This is a genomic window from Stenotrophomonas sp. (assembly GCF_036662295.1).
GTDB lineage: Bacteria > Pseudomonadota > Gammaproteobacteria > Xanthomonadales > Xanthomonadaceae > Stenotrophomonas.
In genome coordinates, this window is record NZ_JAVWXA010000046.1 from 1 (window position 1) to 17,165 (window position 17,165).

Below are 17,165 nucleotides of genomic sequence, written 5' to 3' on the forward strand. Positions count from 1 at the left end.
TGCATTCCCGCCCCTTCACATTTCCCCCTCAACCCACCCTTTACACACGCGCAAGGACGTATTTTCAGCGTGTCCCTGCACACCACCCCCACCGACCCGGCCCGACTCCCCCGCGGCGCCGCTTTTGAAGTGGCTCTTGACCTTGCTTCCAACCAGGCACCCCGGCCCAAAAACCCCCACCAACCCAGCCATGCGATAATCCCGCATTCCCCTGGCAACAACGCTCCCCATGACCCGCACCGCTCTTGTCACCACCGCCCTGCCCTACGCCAACGGCCCGCTTCACCTGGGCCACCTGGTCGGCTACATCCAGGCTGACATCTGGGTGCGCGCGCGGCGAATGAGCGGCGGCAAGACCTGGTTCGTCTGCGCCGATGACACCCATGGCACCCCCATCATGCTGGCCGCCGAAAAGGCCGGCGTGACCCCGGAAGCCTTCATCGCCAACATCCAGGCCGGCCACGAGCGCGACTTCGCCGCCTTCGGCGTGGCCTTCGACCACTACGACTCCACCAATTCGGCCGCCAACAAGGCCCTCACCGAAGCCTTCTACCTCAAGCTCGAGGCCGAAGGCCACATCGCGCGCCGCTCGGTCGCCCAGTTCTACGACCCCGCCAAGGGCATGTTCCTGCCCGACCGCTACATCAAGGGTATCTGCCCGGTCTGCAGCAGCCCGGACCAGTACGGCGACAACTGCGAAGTGTGCGGCGCCACCTACGCCCCCACCGAGCTCAAGGACCCGCGCTCGGTGATCTCCGGGGCCACCCCGGAAATGCGCGACTCGGAGCATTTCTTCTTCGAAGTGGGCCACTTCGACGCCTTCCTGCGCGAGTGGCTGGCCGGCGACGTCGCCCTGCCCGGGGTCAAGGCCAAGCTGGGCGAATGGCTCAACGCCGAGGGCGGCCTGCGCGCCTGGGACATCTCCCGCGACGCGCCGTATTTCGGCTTCGAGATCCCCGGCCAGCCCGGCAAGTACTTCTACGTCTGGCTGGACGCGCCGATCGGCTACCTGTCCAGCTTCAAGACCCTGTGCGAGAAGACCGGCGAAGACTTCGACGCCCACCTGCGCGCCGGCACCCACACCGAGCTGCACCATTTCATCGGCAAGGACATCGTCAACTTCCACGGCCTGTTCTGGCCGGCGGTCCTGCACGGCACCGGCCACCGCGCGCCCACCCGCCTGCACGTCAACGGCTACCTCATGGTCGATGGCGCCAAGATGTCCAAGTCGCGCGGCACCTTCGTGATGGCCCGCACCTACCTCGATGTCGGCCTGGAAGCCGAAGCGCTGCGCTACTACTTCGCCGCCAAATCCGGCGGTGGCGTGGAAGACCTCGACCTCAACCTGGGTGACTTCATCGCGCGCGTCAACGCCGATCTGGTCGGCAAGTTCGTCAACCTGGCCAGCCGCTGCGCCGGCTTCATCAGCAAGCGCTTCGACGGCCGCCTGGCCGACGCGCTGCCCGATGCGGCCCAGTACGACCGCTTCGTCGCCGCCCTCGCCCCGATCCGCGAGGCGTACGAGCGCAACGACCCGGCCGCCGCCGTGCGCCTGACCATGACCCTGGCCGATGAAGCCAACCGCTACATCGACGACCAGAAGCCGTGGGTGATCGCCAAGCAGGACGGCGCCGACGCGCAGCTGCAGTCGGTCTGCACCCAGGGCCTGAACCTGTTCCGCGTGCTGGTCACCGCGCTCAAGCCGATCCTGCCGGCCACCGCCGCCCAGGCCGAGGCCTTCCTGGTCGCACCGGTGCAGGACTGGACCGACATCGCCCGCCCGCTCACCGCGCACACCATCGCCGTGTACGCCCCGCTGTTCACCCGAATCGACCCGAAAATGATCGACGCCATGACCGACGCCTCCAAGGACACCCTCGCCGCCGCACCTGCCGCACCTGCCGCCCCGGCCAAGCCCGCCAAGCCGGCGCCTGCCCCGGCACCGGCAGCGGCAGCGGCGGCCACCGACGGCCCGGCCTACATCGGCATCGACGACTTCGCCAAGCTCGACCTGCGCATCGGCAAGGTGCTGGCCTGCGAATTCGTGGACGGCTCGGACAAGCTGCTGCGCTTCGAACTGGATGCCGGCGACCTCGGCACGCGCCAGATCTTCTCCGGCATCCGCGCCAGCTACGGCGAACCGGAAAAGCTGGTCGGCCGCAGCGTGGTCTTCATCGCCAACCTGGCCCCGCGCAAGATGCGCTTCGGCCTGAGCGAGGGCATGATCCTCTCTGCCGGTTTCGATGGCGGCGCGCTGGCCCTGCTGGACGCCGACAGCAGCGCCCTGCCCGGCATGCCGGTACGCTGATCGTGGCGGTGGGGCGGCCGGTCCGCCCCGTCCTGCGGGCCTGCACGGAAGAAGGGGCGGTATGGAACTGGCGCTGTTCGATTTCGACCACACGGTCACCACCTGCGATACCTACGGCCGCTTCCTGCGCCGCGTGGCCACGCCCGAACAGCTGGCCCAGGCCTGGTGGAAGGTCGGCCCGTGGCTGCTGGCCTACCGGCTCAAGCTGATCTCGGCCGCGCGCATCCGCGCGCGCGTCACCCGCCTCACCTTCAGCAACCGCCATGCCGAGGACATCGGCACCCTGGCCGCCGGCTACGCCCGCGACGTGCTGCCCGAGGTGGTGCGCCCGCAGATGCTCGAACAGATCCGCTGGCACCTGCAGCAGCGCCATACCGTGGTGATCGTGTCCGGTTCGCTGGACCTGTACCTGCGGCCGTGGTGCGATGCGCTCGGCCTGGGCCTGATCTGCAACCGCCTGGAAAGCCGGGATGGGCGCCTGACCGGGCGCTATGCCGACGGCGACTGCGCCCCGCACAAGGCCGACCACATCCGCCAACGCTACGACCTGTCACGCTACCAGCGCATCCACGCCTACGGCGACAGCCGCGAAGACCGGCCCATGCTCGCCCTCGCCCATGACCGCTGGTATCGCGGCAAACCGCTCAAGAAATGAAGTCCCCCGCGCAGCCGACGCCACGCATGCCCACCGCTCCCCCGCCCCTGATCGAACGCCTGGACCGCCTGTTGCCGCAGACCCAGTGTGGCCAGTGCGGCTTCGACGGCTGCCGTCCGTATGCCGAGGCCATGGCCCGCGGCGAGGCGGGCGTGGACCACTGCCCGCCTGGCGGCGATGCCGGCGCACGCGCGCTGGCGCATGTGCTGGGCGTGGCCGCGGTGCCCTACGACCGGCAGCGCGGCGAACATGCGCTCGCCCAGGTGGCCGTGGTCATCGAAGCCGACTGCATCGGCTGCACCAAATGCATCCAGGCCTGCCCGGTGGATGCGATCGTGGGCGGCGCCAAGTACATGCACACCGTCCTGGCCGACCTGTGCACCGGCTGCGGGCTCTGCATGCCGCCGTGCCCGGTGGACTGCATCGACCTGGTCGCCGCGCCGGGCCGGTAGTGCCACGCCATGCGTGGCAGCTACCGGTCGCACGCACAGGCTTACGGCAGGGCCGCGGTCACCACGATCTCCACCTTCCAGCTGGGATCGGCCAGCTTGGCTTCCACCGTCGCCCGTGCCGGGGTCATGCCGGCCACCACCCATTCGTCCCACGCCGCGTTCATGCCGGCGAAGTCGTTGATGTCGGCCAGGAACACTTCCGCGCGCAGCACGTGCTGGCGGTCACTGGCCACCAGCGCCAGCAGCTTGTCGATCTCGGCCAGCACCTGGCGGGTCTGCCCGGTGATGTCCTGGCTGGTGTCTTCGGGGATCTGCCCGGACAGGTAGGCGACCTTGTTGTGCACGGTCATCTCGGACATGCGCGGACCTACGTCGAAACGTTCCAACATGGCGATGGCTCCTCTGGGTGATGGGCCATTGTCGCCGATGCGGCGTGAGACTGCCCTCGCCGCCGCGCGACAAGGCCACGACGGGCACAGCGCGCGGCCTTGGCAACGCGCTGCATCCGGCGCACGATGCGCGCGCGGGCCTGCATCGCCCACCTTGACCCTTTCATCGCCTGCCCCGGAGCACGCTGTACCGATGACCGAAACAACCCCTGCGCCGGCCCCGGGCCGCCTGGCCTGGCGACGCGCCGCCACCGTCCTCTTCAGCCTGGCGATCCTGGCCCTGGCCTTGCGCGGGCTGGCCAGCGAATTCGACGAACACGGCTACCGCGCCATCCGCGACGCGTTCCGCCACTTGGGCACGGGCCAGATCGCGCTCACCGTGGTGCTCGGCCTGGCCAGCTATGCGTGCCTGATCGGCTTCGATGCGATCGGCCTGCGCCGCAGCGGCAAGCAGTTGCATCCGGCCCGCGTGGGGATCACTGCCTTCCTCGCCCACACGCTGGGGCAGACACTGGGCTTTGCCGCGCTCACCGGCGGTGCGGTGCGCCTGCGCGGTTACGGTGGCGCCGGCCTGAGCCTGGGCGAGATCGGCCAGGTGGTGCTGATGAGCACGCTCGGCTTCGTGTTCGGCGCGTGGCTGCTGCTGGCCCTGGCCTTCCTGCTTGAACCGGGCGCGGCCGCGCTGGCGCTGCCGGTGTCGGTGCAGGCAGTGCGCGGGTTCGGCATCATCGGGCTGCTCGGCTACCTCGGCACGCTGGTGCTGGTGGGGCGGCAGGGGCGCACCTTCCATATCCGTGGCCACGCGCTGTGGTTGCCCGACCGTCGCACCATGCTCGGGGTCACTGCGTTGAGCGTGGTCGAGCTGGTGCTGGCCAGTGCCGCGTTCTACGTGCTGCTGCCGATGGAGACGCCGACCGGCCTGCCCGGTTTCGTCGGCCTGTACCTGGTGGCGGTGCTGGCCGGCTTGATCTCCAGCGTGCCGGCCGGGCTGGGCGTGTTCGAGTGGAGCCTGCTCAAGCTGTTGCCGCAGGTGGCGCCGGCAGCGGTGCTGGCCGCCGCGCTGATCTACCGGGTCACCTACTACGTGCTGCCACTGCTGCTGGCCACGCTGCTGGCGCTGGGCCCGGCCCTGCGCAAGCCGTTGCGGGTGGGTGCGGGCGCCACGCGCGCCGGCTGGACCACGCTGCGCCCGTGGCTGCCGCAGATCATCGCGCTGGCGGTGTTCAGCGTGGGCGCCGCGCTGGTGATCGACGGCACCCTGCCCACGCCGCGCCGGCACCTGCTCAACGCCTCGCTGCCGATCCTGGAAACCTCGCACCTGCTCGGCAGCCTGGCCGGCGTGGCGCTGCTGCTGATCGGCCAGGGCCTGCAGCGGCGCAGCCACGCGGCCTGGATGCTGGCGCTGGGCATCTGCGTGATCGCCCCGCTGCCGATCTGGCTGCGCGGCGGGCAGGTGCTGATCGCGCTGTCGGCGCTGCTGGTGGCCATGGCGCTGTGGGCATCGCGCCGCGAGTTCTACCGCCAGGGCGCCCTGCTGGACGAGGCCTGGTCGTGGCCGTGGATCCGCAACCTGGGGCTGGTGCTGGTGGCGGTCATCTGGCTGCTGTTCTTCGTCTACAGCCACGTGGAATACCAGAACGAACTGTGGTGGCAGTTCGCGCTGCAGGGCAATGCACCGCGTGCGCTGCGTGCGGTGCTGGTGGTGGCCATCGCACTGACCATCTTCGGCCTGGCGCGCCTGCTGCACAGCACGCGCAGCCCGCTGCCGCCGGCCGATGCATCCACCCTGGACGCGCTGGCGCCGATCCTGGCCGCCGCCCAGGACACCCAGGCCTGCCTGGTGCTGACCGCCGACAAGGCCGTGCTGCAGGATGCCGAGCACCGCGGGTTTGTGATGATGCAGCGCTACGGCGGCTCGCTGATCGCCATGGGCGATCCGGTCGGCCCGCCCGAGGTGGGGCGCGCCTTGATCTGGCGCTTCCGCGAGGAAGCCGACCGGCTCGGGCTGCGCCCGGTGTTCTACCAGGTCGGCGAAGCGTACTGGCAGACCTACCTCGACCTGGGCCTGACCCTGGTCAAGCTCGGCGAGGAGGCCATGGTGCCGCTGCAGGATTTCGGGCTGGAGGGGCGCGAGCGCGCCGACCTGCGCCAGGCCTGGAATCGCGGCAAGCGCGGCGGCCTGAGTTTCCGCGTGGCCCCGCCGGAGGAGGTGCCGGCGCTGCTGCCGGTGTTGGCCGCGATCTCCCAGCAATGGCTGGACGACAAGGCCGGCGATGAAAAGGGTTTTTCGCTGGGCAGTTTCGATCCGGCCTACCTGGCGCGCTTCCCGGTGGCGCTGGTCGAGGCCGAGGGCCGCATCGTGGCCTTCGCCAACCTGTGGCAGGCCCCGGCCGGGCATGAACTGTCGGTGGACCTGATGCGGCACGTGGACGATGCGCCCAAGGGCACCATGGATTTCCTGTTCATCGAACTCTTCCTGTGGGGCCGCGCCCACGACTTCCATCGCTTCTCGCTGGGCATGGCGCCGCTGTCCGGCCTGGCCCAGCACCGCCTGGCCGGGCGCTGGAACCGCTTTGCGAACATCGTGGCCCGCCATGGCGAGCGCTTCTACGGCTTCAGCGGCCTGCGCCGCTTCAAGTCCAAGTTCGCCCCGCACTGGCGCGCCCGCTACCTGGCCGCGCCCGGCGGCGTGCACCTGCCCGCCGCGCTGCTGGATGCCACGCGCCTGATCTCGCTCGACCCGAACCGGTAGTGCCGACCGCGAGTCGTCAGCCGCCCCCCGGCAATGCCGACCGCGGGTCGGCTGCCGACCCTACCGCGCGGGAAGATGCGCCAGCAGCGTCTGCGCCAGGCGGTCGTAGTCGCCCTTGAAATGGTGGTCGCCCGGCAGCTTGATCACCTGCGCGTTGCCAGCCGGCAGCGACGGGCACAGCGCGTCCGCGTCGTCCTCGCCATACAGGCACAGCGTCTTGCCGCTCGGCAGGCGGGCGATCTCCGGCGCGATCGGCAACCCGCCGCCGCCCCCCCCCAGCCAGTTGCTGACATGGAACTCGTAATCGGCGTTCTTGCCCACCGACATCAACCCGATCATCGCCACGCTGTCGCGCACCGCCGGTGACAGCTGGTTGATCGCCGCCGGCAGCACGTCGGCCCCCTGCGAGAACCCGACCAGCACCACCCGCTTGCGCTGCCACTGCTGACGGTAGTGCGCGGCGATGCGCTCCAGATCGCGCGCGAAGCCGTCGGGCGTGCGCGCGGTCCAGAAGTAGCGCAGCGAGTCCACGCCCACCACCGGCACCCCGTTCTCGGCCAGCGCGGCCGCCACTTCCTTGTCCAGGCCGGCCCAGCCGCCATCGCCGGACACGAAGATCGCGAACGTATCGCCCGGCTTGCCCGCCTCCACCTCGACCACCGGCAGGCCCTTGAGCGCATCCGGCGGCGGTGCCAGTGCCACGCCCTTCTGCGCACCGATCACCTCGGCGGCGGCCAGCAGCCCGGGCAGCTCATCGCCGCTGCCGGTGCGCTGGAACTGGCGCCCCATCGCCACCTTGCGCACGAACGCCGCCGCATTGCCGGCCGTGCAGTGGCTGCCGCCGGCCGCATCCAGCCACGGGAAATTCAACTCGGTGGGCTGCAACCGGCCATGGCTCGCACCGGCCCCGCAGACCTGGCGCTCGCGCGCATGGTCGGGGCAGAAGCCGGTGGTGAGCAGGCCGGCGAACACCTGGGTATCGGCCTGCGCGGCCACGGCGTACGCCAGCTCGGCGCCTTCGCCGTCACCGCCGATCAGCGGCAGGTGGTAGCCCGGCACGTGCAGGAATGCCTGGAACCAGCGCGAGAAGTTCTCCACGTCGCCCGCGCCGAACGCGCAGCTGCCGCTGCCTTCGCGGGCCAGCACCTGGTGCAGCCGCGCCACGTCCACGCGCGCCACCAGCGCACCGTTGGCACGCAGGCCGTCGATGCGCTCGGCAGTGCGCGCCGGCTCACGACCGCCGTCGAACCACACCACCACCCGCTGCGCATGGCCATCCGGCAGGTACACCGGCACCTGCTGGAAGCGGCCATGGCTCACCGCCTGCGGAGTCGCGCCCGGGGTTGCCACCGCCACCGACGCCCAGCCCCCGATCACCAGCCCCAGCACCTTTCCCAGCACCTTTTCCCGCCCGGCTGCCCGCATCGTCCCGTATCCCGAAAGAGTCTCCGCCACGATACGCCGGTCGCCGCGCAAGGGCATGTACACAGGCTGGCCGCACGCACGCCGCGCGCGCCGGGTTGGTCAGCGTGCGCCGGCCCGGCGCGACTGCCGCCAGGCGTGCACGGCCACCGCCAGCAGCCACAGCACCACCGCGGCGATCACCAGTTTCTGCCCGGCACCGCGCGGCGGCCCGCGCCACAGCACGTGCAGCCACAGCAGCACGAAGCACAACCAGGCCCAGCCCCAGGCCAGGCCGGCCCAGCGCGACCACGGCGGATCGGCGCGCAGATACCAGCTCTGCAGCAGCATCGCCACGCTCACGCACAGGAAGGCGGTGTTGGCCGACACGCCATGCACCAGCGGGGCCAGCAATGGCGCGTAGCCGGGCAGCCAGCTGTCGCCGATCGCCACGCCCATCAACCCGCTGCCGGCCACGCAGAACAGCAGCGGCGCCGCGCTGCTGCGGCGCGGCGAGCGGCTGCCGGCATGCAGCGACCAGGCCAGCAGCATGATCGCCAGCGCCAGCACGCAATACGCGCTGCGCAGCGCCAACCCCCACGGCCCATGCAGGTACAGGCTCAGCGTGGCCTGCACCCAGTCCAGGTCCGGCCGCGCCCATTGGGTCCACAGCGCGGTGGCGCTGAACACCAGCAGCGCGACGATGGCGACCAGGGCGATGGCGCCCTGCGCGCGCGGGGAATCACGCAGATCGGTGTGGAGGCGCATCGGCGACCCGCTCAGTGATCGGCATCGGGATGGCGCAGCCGCCAGGCCGCCAGCGCGGCCCGGTAGCGCTGCAGCTCCTCGCTGTACAGGTCCAGCACGCACAGCGGGCAGCCGCTGCCGCAGCACTCGTTGGGCCCCGGCTCTTCCGGCGGCAGCGGGCGGGGATCGGATGGCAGGGCAACAAACTCGGGCATGGGCAGGCAGGATCGGTCGGGGACGCCGGCAGCCGGCAACGGCCTCGGCGGGCGCCCATTATCCAATGCGGCGGCGCAGGTTGGCGCGTGCGGCGCGGTCCAGCCGCTGGTGGAAGAAGTCACTGAGGAAGATGCGCGGCTTCAGCAGCAGCTGCTTGAGGAAGCGCCGCCGGTTGAGGCGGAACAGGAAGCCCGGCACATGCCCGGCATATTCCTCGGCGATGCCCTGGTCATAGGCGTCGAACACCGCCGCCGGCGCGCCCAGGATCGCCATGTCGCAATCCAGGAACAGGGCCGCCTCGGCATCGATGTCCGCCGCCGACAGCGCGCCATGGCGGGCGGTCAGCGCGATCAGCGCGACCACCCGGTCCACGTCGATGCCGGTCTGCGGCAGCCCCTGCTCGATCGCCTGCCGTGCCAGCGCCGCCGAACGGGCCTCGTTGTCGCTGCGCCCGGCCTCGTAGATCGCATCGTGGTACAGCGCGGCCAGCTGCACCTCGCGCGGCTGCTGCCAGCCCGGCCCCTCGGCCACCGCCTGGCAGTGCTGCAGCACCGCCTGCACGTGGGCGAAGTTGTGGTACGCCCGCGGCGGCATCGCGTAGGCGGCTTCAAGGTCGGCCTGCATCGCCGGCGGCAGGGAAACGGGATCAAAGCGCATGCCGCCACAGTGGCCGGGCAACGGCGCGCTGGCAAGGGCCGCGCCATGGCAGTTTTTTGACCAGCACGCCGCCGCCCTTGGCACGCGGCGTGTCCACGCGCTTATCCACAGGTTTGCCAAGCGGTGGTCCACACGCGTTGTGGATGGCCGATCGGGCCGACAAGCGGCGGCCCGGCGGCCCGGCACCGGCCTAGACTGGCGCCGGGTACGGTCGTCCCCGGCGAGGAGAGCACGATGTCCGTCTGCAGAATCCCGTGGCTGCTGGCCCTGCTGGTGCCGGCGATGGCGCTGGCCCGCCCGCTCGACGACGCCCCTGTGCCTGCCCCGACGCCGATCCAGGCCGCCGCACCCGCCCCGGCCGCACCGCCCAGCCCCGCGCAGATCCTGGCCATTCCCGCGCCCTTGCAGGCGTTGTTGCAGCAGCGGGTGATCGCCCCGGGCTACGGTCGCGAGCAGCGCGTGGAGCGCCTGGTGCACCTGATCTTCGACGACGACGGCATGGGCCTGCGCTATGACCCCTACGCCACCCAGACCCTCACCGAAACCTGGGAGAACCGGCGCGCCAACTGCCTCTCCTTCACCCTGCTGTTTGTCACCCTGGCGCGGGCGGCCGGGATCGACGCGCGCGTGCAGGAAGTGGCGCAGGTGGTGACGTGGTACGAGGACGAAGGCGTGATCTACAACGTGGGCCACGTCAATGCGGGGGTGAATTTCCGCGGGCGGATGGCGGTGGTCGACCTGGACCGCAACGTGCTCTACGACCGCTACGGCCCGCAACCGGTGAGCGAGCAACGCGCGCTGGCGCATTTCTACAACAACCGCGGGGCCATGCACCTGACCGACGGCGATCCGGTGCAGGCCCGCGCCTACCTGCAGGCCGCGCTGGCGCAGGACCCGGCGTTCGTCTCGGGCTGGAACAACCTGGGCGTGCTCGATGCGCGCAGCGGCAACCTGGCCCAGGCCGAGCACGATTACCGCATCGCCCTGCAGCTCAAGCCCCGCAACGCGGCCAGTCTGACCAACGCCGCCGCGCTGTACCGCCGGCTCGGCGACAGCCGCCAGGCCGCCCTGCTGGCCAAACGCCTGCAGCAGGTGCAGCGGGACGATCCGTTCGCGCAGTTCCGGCTGGGCAACCAGGCCGAGCAGCGCCACGACTATGCCGCGGCGATCCGCTACTACCGGCAGGCGGTGCGCCTGTACGACAGCGCGCACCAGTTCCATTTCGGGCTGGCCCGGGTCTACTTCCTGGCCGGCGACAACCGCCGTGCCTCGCGCGAGATGGCCCGCGCCCGCGACCTGGCCGGCGACACCGGCGCGGCCCTCAAGGCCCGTTACCAGGCCAAGCTGGACAGCCTGGCGCGCTGGCGCCAGCACGCCGCCGGCATCAACTGAGCCGGCTCAGGCCTTCTTGAGGAAGCAGGTCTTCAGCACCAGCCCCTTGATCTTGTCCGAGTTGCCTTCGATGTGCTCGGCATCGTCTTCCACCAGGCGGATGTTGCGGATCACCGTGCCCTGCTTGAGCGGGATCGAGGAGCCCTTCACCTTCAGGTCCTTGATCACCGTGACCGTGTCGCCGCCGGCCAGCACGTTGCCGTTGCTGTCGCGCACCACCACGCCCGGGCCGCTGGCCTCGGCGCTGGTCCACTCATGGCCGCAGTCGGCGCAGATCCACAGCGCGCCGTCGGCGTAGGTATTTTCAAGGGTGCATTGCGGACAGGCAGGAACGGTGGACATGGTGACGCCTTGGGGAAACTGAACAACCCCCATTGTAACCCCCCTCCCCTTCGGCCCTTGCACCGCCCGCCCGCTTGCCGCAAAGTGCGCGCCCCCCGACCTTCGCCCTGGCCCCGCATGAAAATCGGCATCGACTTTGGCACCAGCAACTCCGCCGCCGCCGCGGTGGTGGACGGCGCGGTGGTGCCGATCCAGTTCGGCCAGGCCGAGCAGTTCCGCACCACGGTGTATTTCCCGGAGGTGATGCGCGACCCCAACGACTTCGAGCTGACCCCGGCGCTGGAACACGAGCTGGCCCGCCTGGTCGACGCCGCCGCCCGCGACGCGCGCGCGGCCGGCCAGGAACGCGCGCCCGATGCCCTGCGCCGCGAAGCGCTGCGCGTGGTGCGCCGGCAGTGGATGGAGGAGCAGATGCGCGCCCCGCTCAGCTCCACCAAACTGCTGCAGAACGCGGTGTACGGCGATGACGCACTGGAGGCCTACTTCGAAGAGAACGAAGGCAACCTGGTGCAGAGCCCCAAGTCGATGCTCGGCTACAACCTGCACCCGCGCGCGCGCCAGACCATCACCGGCATCGCCACGCACATCCTGGAACACATCCGCCTGACCGCCTCGCGCCAGCTCGACCAGCCGGTGCGCACGGCCACGCTCGGCCGCCCGGTGCAGTTCCGCAGCTCGATCGGCGCGGCCGGCAACGACCAGGCGCTGGAGATCCTGCACACCGCCGCGATCGCGGCCGGCTTCGACGACGTCGACTTCCTGGAAGAACCGGCGGCGGCGGCCATGCATTACCACGCCCAGAGCGCGCAGGAACACGAAGCCATCGTGGTGGACATCGGCGGCGGCACCACCGACATCGCGCACGCCCGCGTCGGCGGCGCGCATGCCCCCAGGATCCACCGCGCCTGGGGTATCGCCCGCGGCGGTACCGACATCGACCTGGCCTTGAGCCTGGGCGCCTACATGCCGCTGTTCGGCCGCGGCCTCAGCCGCATCCCCGCCCACCACTACGTGGAAGCGGCGATGGTGCAGGACATGACCCGCCAGCGCGACTTCCGCCAGCACAACTACCGCGACGCCGAGGCACCGTGGGGCAAGCGCATGCAGGCCCTGCAGGACACCGGCAACACCGCGCGCCTGTACCGTGAAGTGGAGCGCTGCAAGATCGGCCTCAGCAGCGAGGCCGGGCACGCCAGCGCCCTGGACTTCATCGAACGCGACCTGGCCGTCCAGGTCGACCGCGCACGCCTGGAAGCCGCCGCCGGCCACTACCTGGCGGAACTCACCGCCCTGCTGGAGCAGGTCCGCGCCGACATCGGCCACGACCCGGCCGCCGTGTTCCTTACCGGCGGCATGTCGCGCGCCGGCTACCTGCAGGACGCCGTCGCCGCCGCCTTCCCGGGCGCTACCCTGGTCCGCGGCAACCCCTCCTTCGGCGTGGTCCACGGCCTGGCCTGGGCAGCGGCCGCCTGACCCGCGCGGGGGCAAGGCGCCCGCCGGGATAACGCGGGTCGGCAGCCACGGCAAATCGGCTTGAAAGGCCCCTCCCATGCGCGCCGACCTGCTGTCAGGCGTGTGGCGTGGGTGAGCTTGCGGGACCGTTTTGCGGCATGGATGGCGCAAAAAGAGGTTCTTCGCCCATCTGCGGGGTAAGGCTTTGCTGAAGCACGCGCGTGCATGCCTCGTCGCTTGGGGCGGGCACGGGCGGGGGTGCGCACCGAAAGCCCGGTAGTGCCGGCCGCTGGCCGGCTTCCCACAGCCACCGTTGTTCCCAACGACCACCGACCACCAACCAGGGCTGCGGCCACTGCTTTCCTGAGAGCCACCGACCAACTGTCGCGGGTGGGGGTGTGCGGGTTCGCGGCGAGTCCCGCCACCCCACCCACGCCACGCCCAGCCGTGGAGAACGCCGCCAAAGGCCCGCCCCTCCCGGCCAGGAAAGCCTTGGTTTTCGCGTCCCCACCCCCAGATAAGGGGCAGGCCGACCACGCCGAAACCCAAGCCCCACAAGGCTCAGGGCCGTCCGAGGCGGTCGTATTAACAAAACGTTACGCCGAAAGCGCTATCATCTTTCGGCTTCAGTGCGCAATGCGCATGTCCTCCGGGCCTGGTACAGGCCACCGTCCTCCTCGATGCTGCCGCCTTCGGATCCGTCCCGGGCGCCGGGATCGCTTTTACGCTGTGATCCGGCTCGTACCCCAGCGTGTAGTCCCTGAGCCGCCAAGAGAGATTCAATTGGGCGAACGCCTGGTTGTACCAGCCCCCGACAGCGTTGCCGAACCCGACCCCATCGACTGCCGCCGTTGTGACGCCGTCTGTTGCCGGATGTCGGTCACCGTCATGCCCAGTGATCGCGTCCCCGGCTACCTCCTGGATACCGACGAAGCCGGCCGCACCGTCATGGCCCGCAACGACGAAGGCTGGTGCGCCGCCATCGACCCTTACCACCTGCGCTGCACCATCTATGCGCAGCGTCCCGCCATCTGCCGCCAGTTTGACATGGGCGGCGATGACTGCCGCCACGTGCGGCAGGACTACCGTCGGCAACAGCACGAGCTGTCGACGATTTTTTCCACGCTTCAACCATGACAGGAGCATCCATGGCCCGTACGCCAAAGACCTCCCCCAAGGCAGGCAACACCGTTCGCGTTGACCGTAAGCAGGGTTCCAGCACGGCCGTCAACAGCGCCAGCCTCGCAGCCGACCTGGCCGCGTTCCGCAAGAGTGGTGGCAAGATCGAAGTGCTCGGCAACACCCTTGCACTGAAGAAAGCCAGCTGATGACCTGCAGCCGTCCGCACCGGCATTGCGCCGGTGCGGTGGCCGCACTCAACGCCCCAGCCCCACCCGCACGTTGCCCGAGTGTGCGTTGATCGCGATGTCGCCATCGCCGCTTCCCAGTTTCGCCTCCAGGCTGCGGCCCGGCCCGTAACGCGGCCGCTCCACCGTCCCCGCATCGGACTGGATGTCGCCGCTGAAGGTCTTCACCCGCAACTGCGCCGACACCGCGCGCGGCAGCTGCAGCCCGATCGAACCGCTCACCGTCTCCAGCGTCACCTTGCCTCCCGGTGCCAGCCCCGTCGCCGCCACCGTCAGGCTGCCCGACACCGCTTCGGCGCCCAGCCGCTGCACCCGGCCCGCGTCCAGCTTGATGCTGCCCGACACCGTCTCGGCCGCCACCTCGCCCGACCCGCCCGTCGCCTGGATCGACCCACTCACCGCGCGCAGGTCCAATCGCGGTGCCTGCACCTGCGACCGGATGCCCCCGCTCACCGTGGTCAGGGCCGCTTCGCCGCTGCGCCCGGCGGCGATGATGCTGCCACTCACCGCATTGGCCTGCAGCCGGCGCACGTCCACCTCCGCCACGTCGATGTCCGCACTCACCGTGCCCAGCTGCACCTCCACCGCACGCGGCACCCGCAGCTCCAGCGTTGCCCCGCCACGGCTGCCGGTGCGCGGATACACCACCTCCCAGCGCACCCGGTTGGTGCTGCGGTCCTGCTTCAGCGTAAGCCCATCGGCCATCGAGCCGGTCAACGCGACCTCGTTGCGATCCCAGCCGCGCACGGTCACCTTGCCGGCGATGTTGCTCACCTCCACCCGGCCGCCCGCGCCCAGCGGCGCGCGCTCGTTCACCACGGTGGCCGCATGGGCCGCCAGTGGCAGCAACAGGCCCAGGACCGTGATCAGACGCAATGATGTGTGCATGGTGCAACTCCTCCTTCAGGATGGCAGGCCAGCGGCGGCCATCACCGCCTGCTGGGTAAGTTCAAGACGCAGCGCGTAGGTGCGCTGCAACTGCGACAGCAGCACGCGCGAGCGCGGGTTCTCGGCGAGCGCGGCGCGGATGTGCGCGGCACTGGTATCCAGTTCCTGCAGCGCCGGCTGCCAGTCGCCGCCGACCGGCGTGGCCGGCAACGCGGCCATGGCGTGCTGGTACTCCATCGCCAGCGCATCGGCCTGGCGCTGCACCAGCGTCGGTGGCGGCGTCTGCGGCACCGGCAGGGGCACCACCATCAGCAGCCCCACGGCCGCCGCCAGGCCCAGCCCCACGTGCAACGGCCAGCGCCGGCGCGGTGCGATCACCGCCACCGGCCGTGGCGCATCGGCCATGGCGCGTGGTGCGTCGCCCAGCGGCTGCGGCATCGCCGGCAACTGCGCGGCGATCGCCTGCCAGACCCGCGCCGGCGGCACCCGTTCGGCGGGCAGCGCGCGCAGGCGTGCCTGCAGCGCGGCCGCGTCCGGATCGTGCAGCGGGTGGTCGGTATCGTTGTTCATGCGGTTTCTCCCAACCGCGCGCGCAACAGACCACGCGCACGGTGCAACTGAGCCTTCGAACTGCCAACCGCCATCTGCAGCTGGTCGGCGATTTCCTGGTGTTTCCAGCCTTCGATATCGTGCAGCACCAGCACGGCGCGGGCGCGCGGCGGCAGGGTGTCCAGCGCGCGCTCCAGGTCCAGCGCGGTGCCGGCGCAGCGCTCGTGCGCGGCCAGCGTGGCCACGTGCTCCCTGCCTTCCTCGCCGGCGTCGCATGCCTGCCAGGTGGCATTGGCGCGCAGTTCCATCAGCGCCGCGTTCACCCCCAGCCGGTGCAGCCAGGTGCCCAGGCTGCTGTCGAACCGGAACCCCGGCAGCGCCTTCCAGGCCTGCAGGAACGCTTCCTGCAACGCATCCTCCGCACGCGCCGCCTGGCCACCGCACAGCCGCCACAACACGGCGTACAGGCGCGGCGAATGACGGCGGTAGAGGCGCTCGTAGGCCTGCATGTCACCGCCCACCGCCGCACGCACCAGGGCGTGGTCATCGAGGGCGTCGGCCTCGGTCGGGGTGCGGGGGGCTGGCATGGTGGCGTTGAGCATATCCGTTGGATGCAGGCCGCCGCGAAAAGGTTTAAACCGGCCCGCGCCGACCTGCCCGCTGCCGCCTCTAAACCTTCCAGCCACCCGGCGCATCCAACCAATGCCTCCCTGACCGGCCCATGCCAAGGAACCCGCCATGCCCTCCCGTTGCCTCGCCCTGCTGCTGGCGTTGATCGGCGGTTGCACCTTGCCGGGCAGCCCGCTCACGTTGCATGTCACGATCGCACCGCGCGCGGAGGTCTGCGTGCAGGTGGCCGGGCATGCACCGCTGTGCCTGTCGGCCCTGATCCAGCGGCTGGCGGCGCACCCGCTGTTCTGAGCGGCGTTGACCAGCGCGCGCGGCCAGCGCATTAAGATAGGCGTTTATCGCACTATCGCTGCAAGGATCCGCGCTTCGCATGAAAGACCACCTGCCCACCTGGACCCACGATTGGCTGCAGTACGGGGTGCCGGCCCTGCAGATCCTGCTCACCCTGCTGGCGGCCTGGCTGTTGCGCCTGATCGCCCGGCGCCTGATCCGCCGCGTCGGCGAGCACTACACGCTGCCGCCGGAAATGATCATGGGCGCGCGCCGGGTCTTCACCTTCGTGGTGTATTTCACCGTGCTGCTGGTGGTGCTCAAGATCTTCGGCACCTCGGCCACCGTGTTGTGGACGGCCTTCACCGGGTTTGCCGCGGTCGGCGCGGTGGCCTTCTTCGCCGCCTGGAGCGTGCTCTCCAACATCTTCTGCACGCTGCTGATCTTCACCACGCGTCCGTTCCGCCTGCACGACTACATCGAGCTGCTGGAAAACGGCGAGAAGCCCGGACTCAAGGGCCGGGTGATCGACGTGAACCTGATCTACACCACCCTGCAGGAAACCGACGGCGGCCACGAGGGCACCGTGCTGCAGATTCCCAACAACATGTTCTTCCAGCGCACCGTGCGCCGCTGGCGCGATCCGGCACAGGCCCCGGGCGGCATCCAGGGCGACGGCTGAGCGCAGTGGCGCGCCA

Annotated in this window: 19 protein-coding genes; 10 read left to right on the top strand and 9 right to left on the bottom strand. The window is 70.3% G+C overall.

Annotated features, from left to right (window positions below; all coding sequences use genetic code 11):
- The first annotated feature begins 229 nt into the window (after positions 1-229).
- The 3 genes from metG (at position 230) to rnfB (ending at position 3,415) form a co-directional block, all read left to right on the top strand.
- Positions 230-2,308 (top strand): methionine--tRNA ligase, encoded by a 2,079-nt coding sequence (gene metG / locus RSA25_RS10770; protein WP_332808879.1) that lies wholly within the window; start codon positions 230-232, stop codon positions 2,306-2,308.
- A gap of 61 nt (positions 2,309-2,369) precedes the next feature.
- The gene (locus RSA25_RS10775; RefSeq protein WP_332808880.1) at positions 2,370-2,963 is read left to right on the top strand and encodes an HAD family hydrolase; all 594 of its coding nucleotides are present in this window, start codon (positions 2,370-2,372) and stop codon (positions 2,961-2,963) included.
- A 26-nt stretch (positions 2,964-2,989) separates the two neighbouring features.
- Positions 2,990-3,415 carry an Rnf electron transport complex subunit RnfB gene (rnfB, locus tag RSA25_RS10780; RefSeq protein ID WP_332808881.1) on the top strand — a complete coding sequence of 142 codons (426 nt, stop codon included), beginning with the start codon at positions 2,990-2,992 and terminating at the stop codon, positions 3,413-3,415.
- A gap of 41 nt (positions 3,416-3,456) precedes the next feature.
- Here the strand turns inward: rnfB and RSA25_RS10785 are convergent, their stop codons facing one another.
- A complete protein-coding gene (locus RSA25_RS10785; RefSeq protein ID WP_332808882.1) occupies positions 3,457-3,804 on the bottom strand; it encodes a RidA family protein in 348 nt (115 codons plus the stop codon).
- A 193-nt stretch (positions 3,805-3,997) separates the two neighbouring features.
- On the opposite strand from RSA25_RS10785, the gene mprF reads away from it, so the two are divergent.
- Positions 3,998-6,556, top strand: a complete 2,559-nt coding sequence (gene mprF, locus RSA25_RS10790; protein ID WP_332808883.1) for a bifunctional lysylphosphatidylglycerol flippase/synthetase MprF — start codon at positions 3,998-4,000, stop codon at positions 6,554-6,556.
- 60 nt (positions 6,557-6,616) lie between these two features.
- Here the strand turns inward: mprF and RSA25_RS10795 are convergent, their stop codons facing one another.
- The 4 genes from RSA25_RS10795 to RSA25_RS10810 form a co-directional block, all read right to left on the bottom strand.
- Complete coding sequence (locus RSA25_RS10795; RefSeq protein ID WP_332808884.1) at positions 6,617-7,981, bottom strand: AcvB/VirJ family lysyl-phosphatidylglycerol hydrolase; 1,365 nt, start codon at positions 7,979-7,981, stop codon at positions 6,617-6,619.
- 99 nt (positions 7,982-8,080) lie between these two features.
- A complete protein-coding gene (locus RSA25_RS10800; protein WP_332808885.1) occupies positions 8,081-8,725 on the bottom strand; it encodes a DUF998 domain-containing protein in 645 nt (214 codons plus the stop codon).
- A gap of 11 nt (positions 8,726-8,736) precedes the next feature.
- A complete protein-coding gene (locus RSA25_RS10805; RefSeq protein ID WP_332808886.1) occupies positions 8,737-8,919 on the bottom strand; it encodes an oxidoreductase-like domain-containing protein in 183 nt (60 codons plus the stop codon).
- Between the two features lie 58 nt (positions 8,920-8,977).
- Positions 8,978-9,577 carry a hypothetical protein gene (locus tag RSA25_RS10810; RefSeq protein WP_332808887.1) on the bottom strand — a complete coding sequence of 200 codons (600 nt, stop codon included), beginning with the start codon at positions 9,575-9,577 and terminating at the stop codon, positions 8,978-8,980.
- 234 nt (positions 9,578-9,811) lie between these two features.
- On the opposite strand from RSA25_RS10810, the gene RSA25_RS10815 reads away from it, so the two are divergent.
- Positions 9,812-10,969 (top strand): tetratricopeptide repeat protein, encoded by a 1,158-nt coding sequence (locus RSA25_RS10815; RefSeq protein ID WP_332808888.1) that lies wholly within the window; start codon positions 9,812-9,814, stop codon positions 10,967-10,969.
- Positions 10,970-10,975: 6 nt separating this feature from the next.
- Here RSA25_RS10815 and RSA25_RS10820 read toward each other — a convergent pair whose 3' ends face one another.
- Positions 10,976-11,311 (bottom strand): zinc ribbon domain-containing protein YjdM, encoded by a 336-nt coding sequence (locus tag RSA25_RS10820; protein ID WP_332808889.1) that lies wholly within the window; start codon positions 11,309-11,311, stop codon positions 10,976-10,978.
- Between the two features lie 117 nt (positions 11,312-11,428).
- Between RSA25_RS10820 and RSA25_RS10825 the strand changes: the two genes are divergently transcribed.
- From RSA25_RS10825 to RSA25_RS10835, 3 genes are all read left to right on the top strand, one after another.
- Positions 11,429-12,784: an Hsp70 family protein gene (locus tag RSA25_RS10825; RefSeq protein ID WP_332808890.1), complete on the top strand. Its 1,356-nt coding sequence runs from the start codon at positions 11,429-11,431 to the stop codon at positions 12,782-12,784.
- Positions 12,785-13,600: 816 nt separating this feature from the next.
- Complete coding sequence (locus RSA25_RS10830) at positions 13,601-13,900, top strand: YkgJ family cysteine cluster protein (protein ID WP_332808908.1); 300 nt, start codon at positions 13,601-13,603, stop codon at positions 13,898-13,900.
- Positions 13,901-13,911: 11 nt separating this feature from the next.
- On the top strand, positions 13,912-14,091 hold the full coding sequence (locus tag RSA25_RS10835) for a hypothetical protein (RefSeq protein ID WP_332808891.1): 180 nt from the start codon (positions 13,912-13,914) through the stop codon (positions 14,089-14,091).
- Between the two features lie 48 nt (positions 14,092-14,139).
- Here the strand turns inward: RSA25_RS10835 and RSA25_RS10840 are convergent, their stop codons facing one another.
- The 3 genes from RSA25_RS10840 to RSA25_RS10850 are packed head-to-tail and all read right to left on the bottom strand — an operon-like array spanning position 14,140 to position 16,169.
- Complete coding sequence (locus RSA25_RS10840; RefSeq protein WP_332808892.1) at positions 14,140-15,018, bottom strand: DUF4097 family beta strand repeat-containing protein; 879 nt, start codon at positions 15,016-15,018, stop codon at positions 14,140-14,142.
- Positions 15,019-15,033: 15 nt separating this feature from the next.
- On the bottom strand, positions 15,034-15,588 hold the full coding sequence (locus tag RSA25_RS10845; protein ID WP_332808893.1) for a hypothetical protein: 555 nt from the start codon (positions 15,586-15,588) through the stop codon (positions 15,034-15,036).
- A complete protein-coding gene (locus RSA25_RS10850; protein WP_332808894.1) occupies positions 15,585-16,169 on the bottom strand; it encodes a sigma-70 family RNA polymerase sigma factor in 585 nt (194 codons plus the stop codon). Before RSA25_RS10850 ends, RSA25_RS10845 begins: the two co-directional genes overlap by 4 nt.
- Positions 16,170-16,305: 136 nt before the next feature.
- Here RSA25_RS10850 and RSA25_RS10855 point away from each other — a divergent pair, with 136 nt between their 5' ends.
- Both RSA25_RS10855 and RSA25_RS10860 read left to right on the top strand, forming a co-directional pair.
- A complete protein-coding gene (locus tag RSA25_RS10855) occupies positions 16,306-16,488 on the top strand; it encodes a hypothetical protein (RefSeq protein WP_332808895.1) in 183 nt (60 codons plus the stop codon).
- A 79-nt stretch (positions 16,489-16,567) separates the two neighbouring features.
- Entirely contained in the window at positions 16,568-17,149 is a 582-nt protein-coding gene (locus tag RSA25_RS10860) for a mechanosensitive ion channel family protein (protein ID WP_332808896.1), read from the top strand.
- The last annotated feature ends 16 nt before the right edge of the window (positions 17,150-17,165 follow it).

Bases quoted from the DNA above. Each gene is read 5' to 3' on its own strand.
- RSA25_RS10840 (WP_332808892.1), bottom strand. From the start codon at position 15,018: ATGCACACATCATTGCGTCTGATCACGGTCCTGGGCCTGTTGCTGCCA.
- mprF (WP_332808883.1), top strand. From the start codon at position 3,998: ATGACCGAAACAACCCCTGCGCCGGCCCCGGGCCGCCTGGCCTGGCGA.
- RSA25_RS10860 (WP_332808896.1), top strand. From the start codon at position 16,568: ATGAAAGACCACCTGCCCACCTGGACCCACGATTGGCTGCAGTACGGG.
- metG (WP_332808879.1), top strand. From the start codon at position 230: ATGACCCGCACCGCTCTTGTCACCACCGCCCTGCCCTACGCCAACGGC.
- RSA25_RS10825 (WP_332808890.1), top strand. From the start codon at position 11,429: ATGAAAATCGGCATCGACTTTGGCACCAGCAACTCCGCCGCCGCCGCG.
- RSA25_RS10785 (WP_332808882.1), bottom strand. From the start codon at position 3,804: ATGTTGGAACGTTTCGACGTAGGTCCGCGCATGTCCGAGATGACCGTG.
- RSA25_RS10845 (WP_332808893.1), bottom strand. From the start codon at position 15,588: ATGAACAACGATACCGACCACCCGCTGCACGATCCGGACGCGGCCGCG.
- RSA25_RS10850 (WP_332808894.1), bottom strand. From the start codon at position 16,169: ATGCTCAACGCCACCATGCCAGCCCCCCGCACCCCGACCGAGGCCGAC.
- rnfB (WP_332808881.1), top strand. From the start codon at position 2,990: ATGCCCACCGCTCCCCCGCCCCTGATCGAACGCCTGGACCGCCTGTTG.
- RSA25_RS10835 (WP_332808891.1), top strand. From the start codon at position 13,912: ATGGCCCGTACGCCAAAGACCTCCCCCAAGGCAGGCAACACCGTTCGC.
- RSA25_RS10855 (WP_332808895.1), top strand. From the start codon at position 16,306: ATGCCCTCCCGTTGCCTCGCCCTGCTGCTGGCGTTGATCGGCGGTTGC.
- RSA25_RS10775 (WP_332808880.1), top strand. From the start codon at position 2,370: ATGGAACTGGCGCTGTTCGATTTCGACCACACGGTCACCACCTGCGAT.
- RSA25_RS10800 (WP_332808885.1), bottom strand. From the start codon at position 8,725: ATGCGCCTCCACACCGATCTGCGTGATTCCCCGCGCGCGCAGGGCGCC.
- RSA25_RS10820 (WP_332808889.1), bottom strand. From the start codon at position 11,311: ATGTCCACCGTTCCTGCCTGTCCGCAATGCACCCTTGAAAATACCTAC.
- RSA25_RS10805 (WP_332808886.1), bottom strand. From the start codon at position 8,919: ATGCCCGAGTTTGTTGCCCTGCCATCCGATCCCCGCCCGCTGCCGCCG.
- RSA25_RS10795 (WP_332808884.1), bottom strand. From the start codon at position 7,981: ATGCGGGCAGCCGGGCGGGAAAAGGTGCTGGGAAAGGTGCTGGGGCTG.
- RSA25_RS10815 (WP_332808888.1), top strand. From the start codon at position 9,812: ATGTCCGTCTGCAGAATCCCGTGGCTGCTGGCCCTGCTGGTGCCGGCG.
- RSA25_RS10810 (WP_332808887.1), bottom strand. From the start codon at position 9,577: ATGCGCTTTGATCCCGTTTCCCTGCCGCCGGCGATGCAGGCCGACCTT.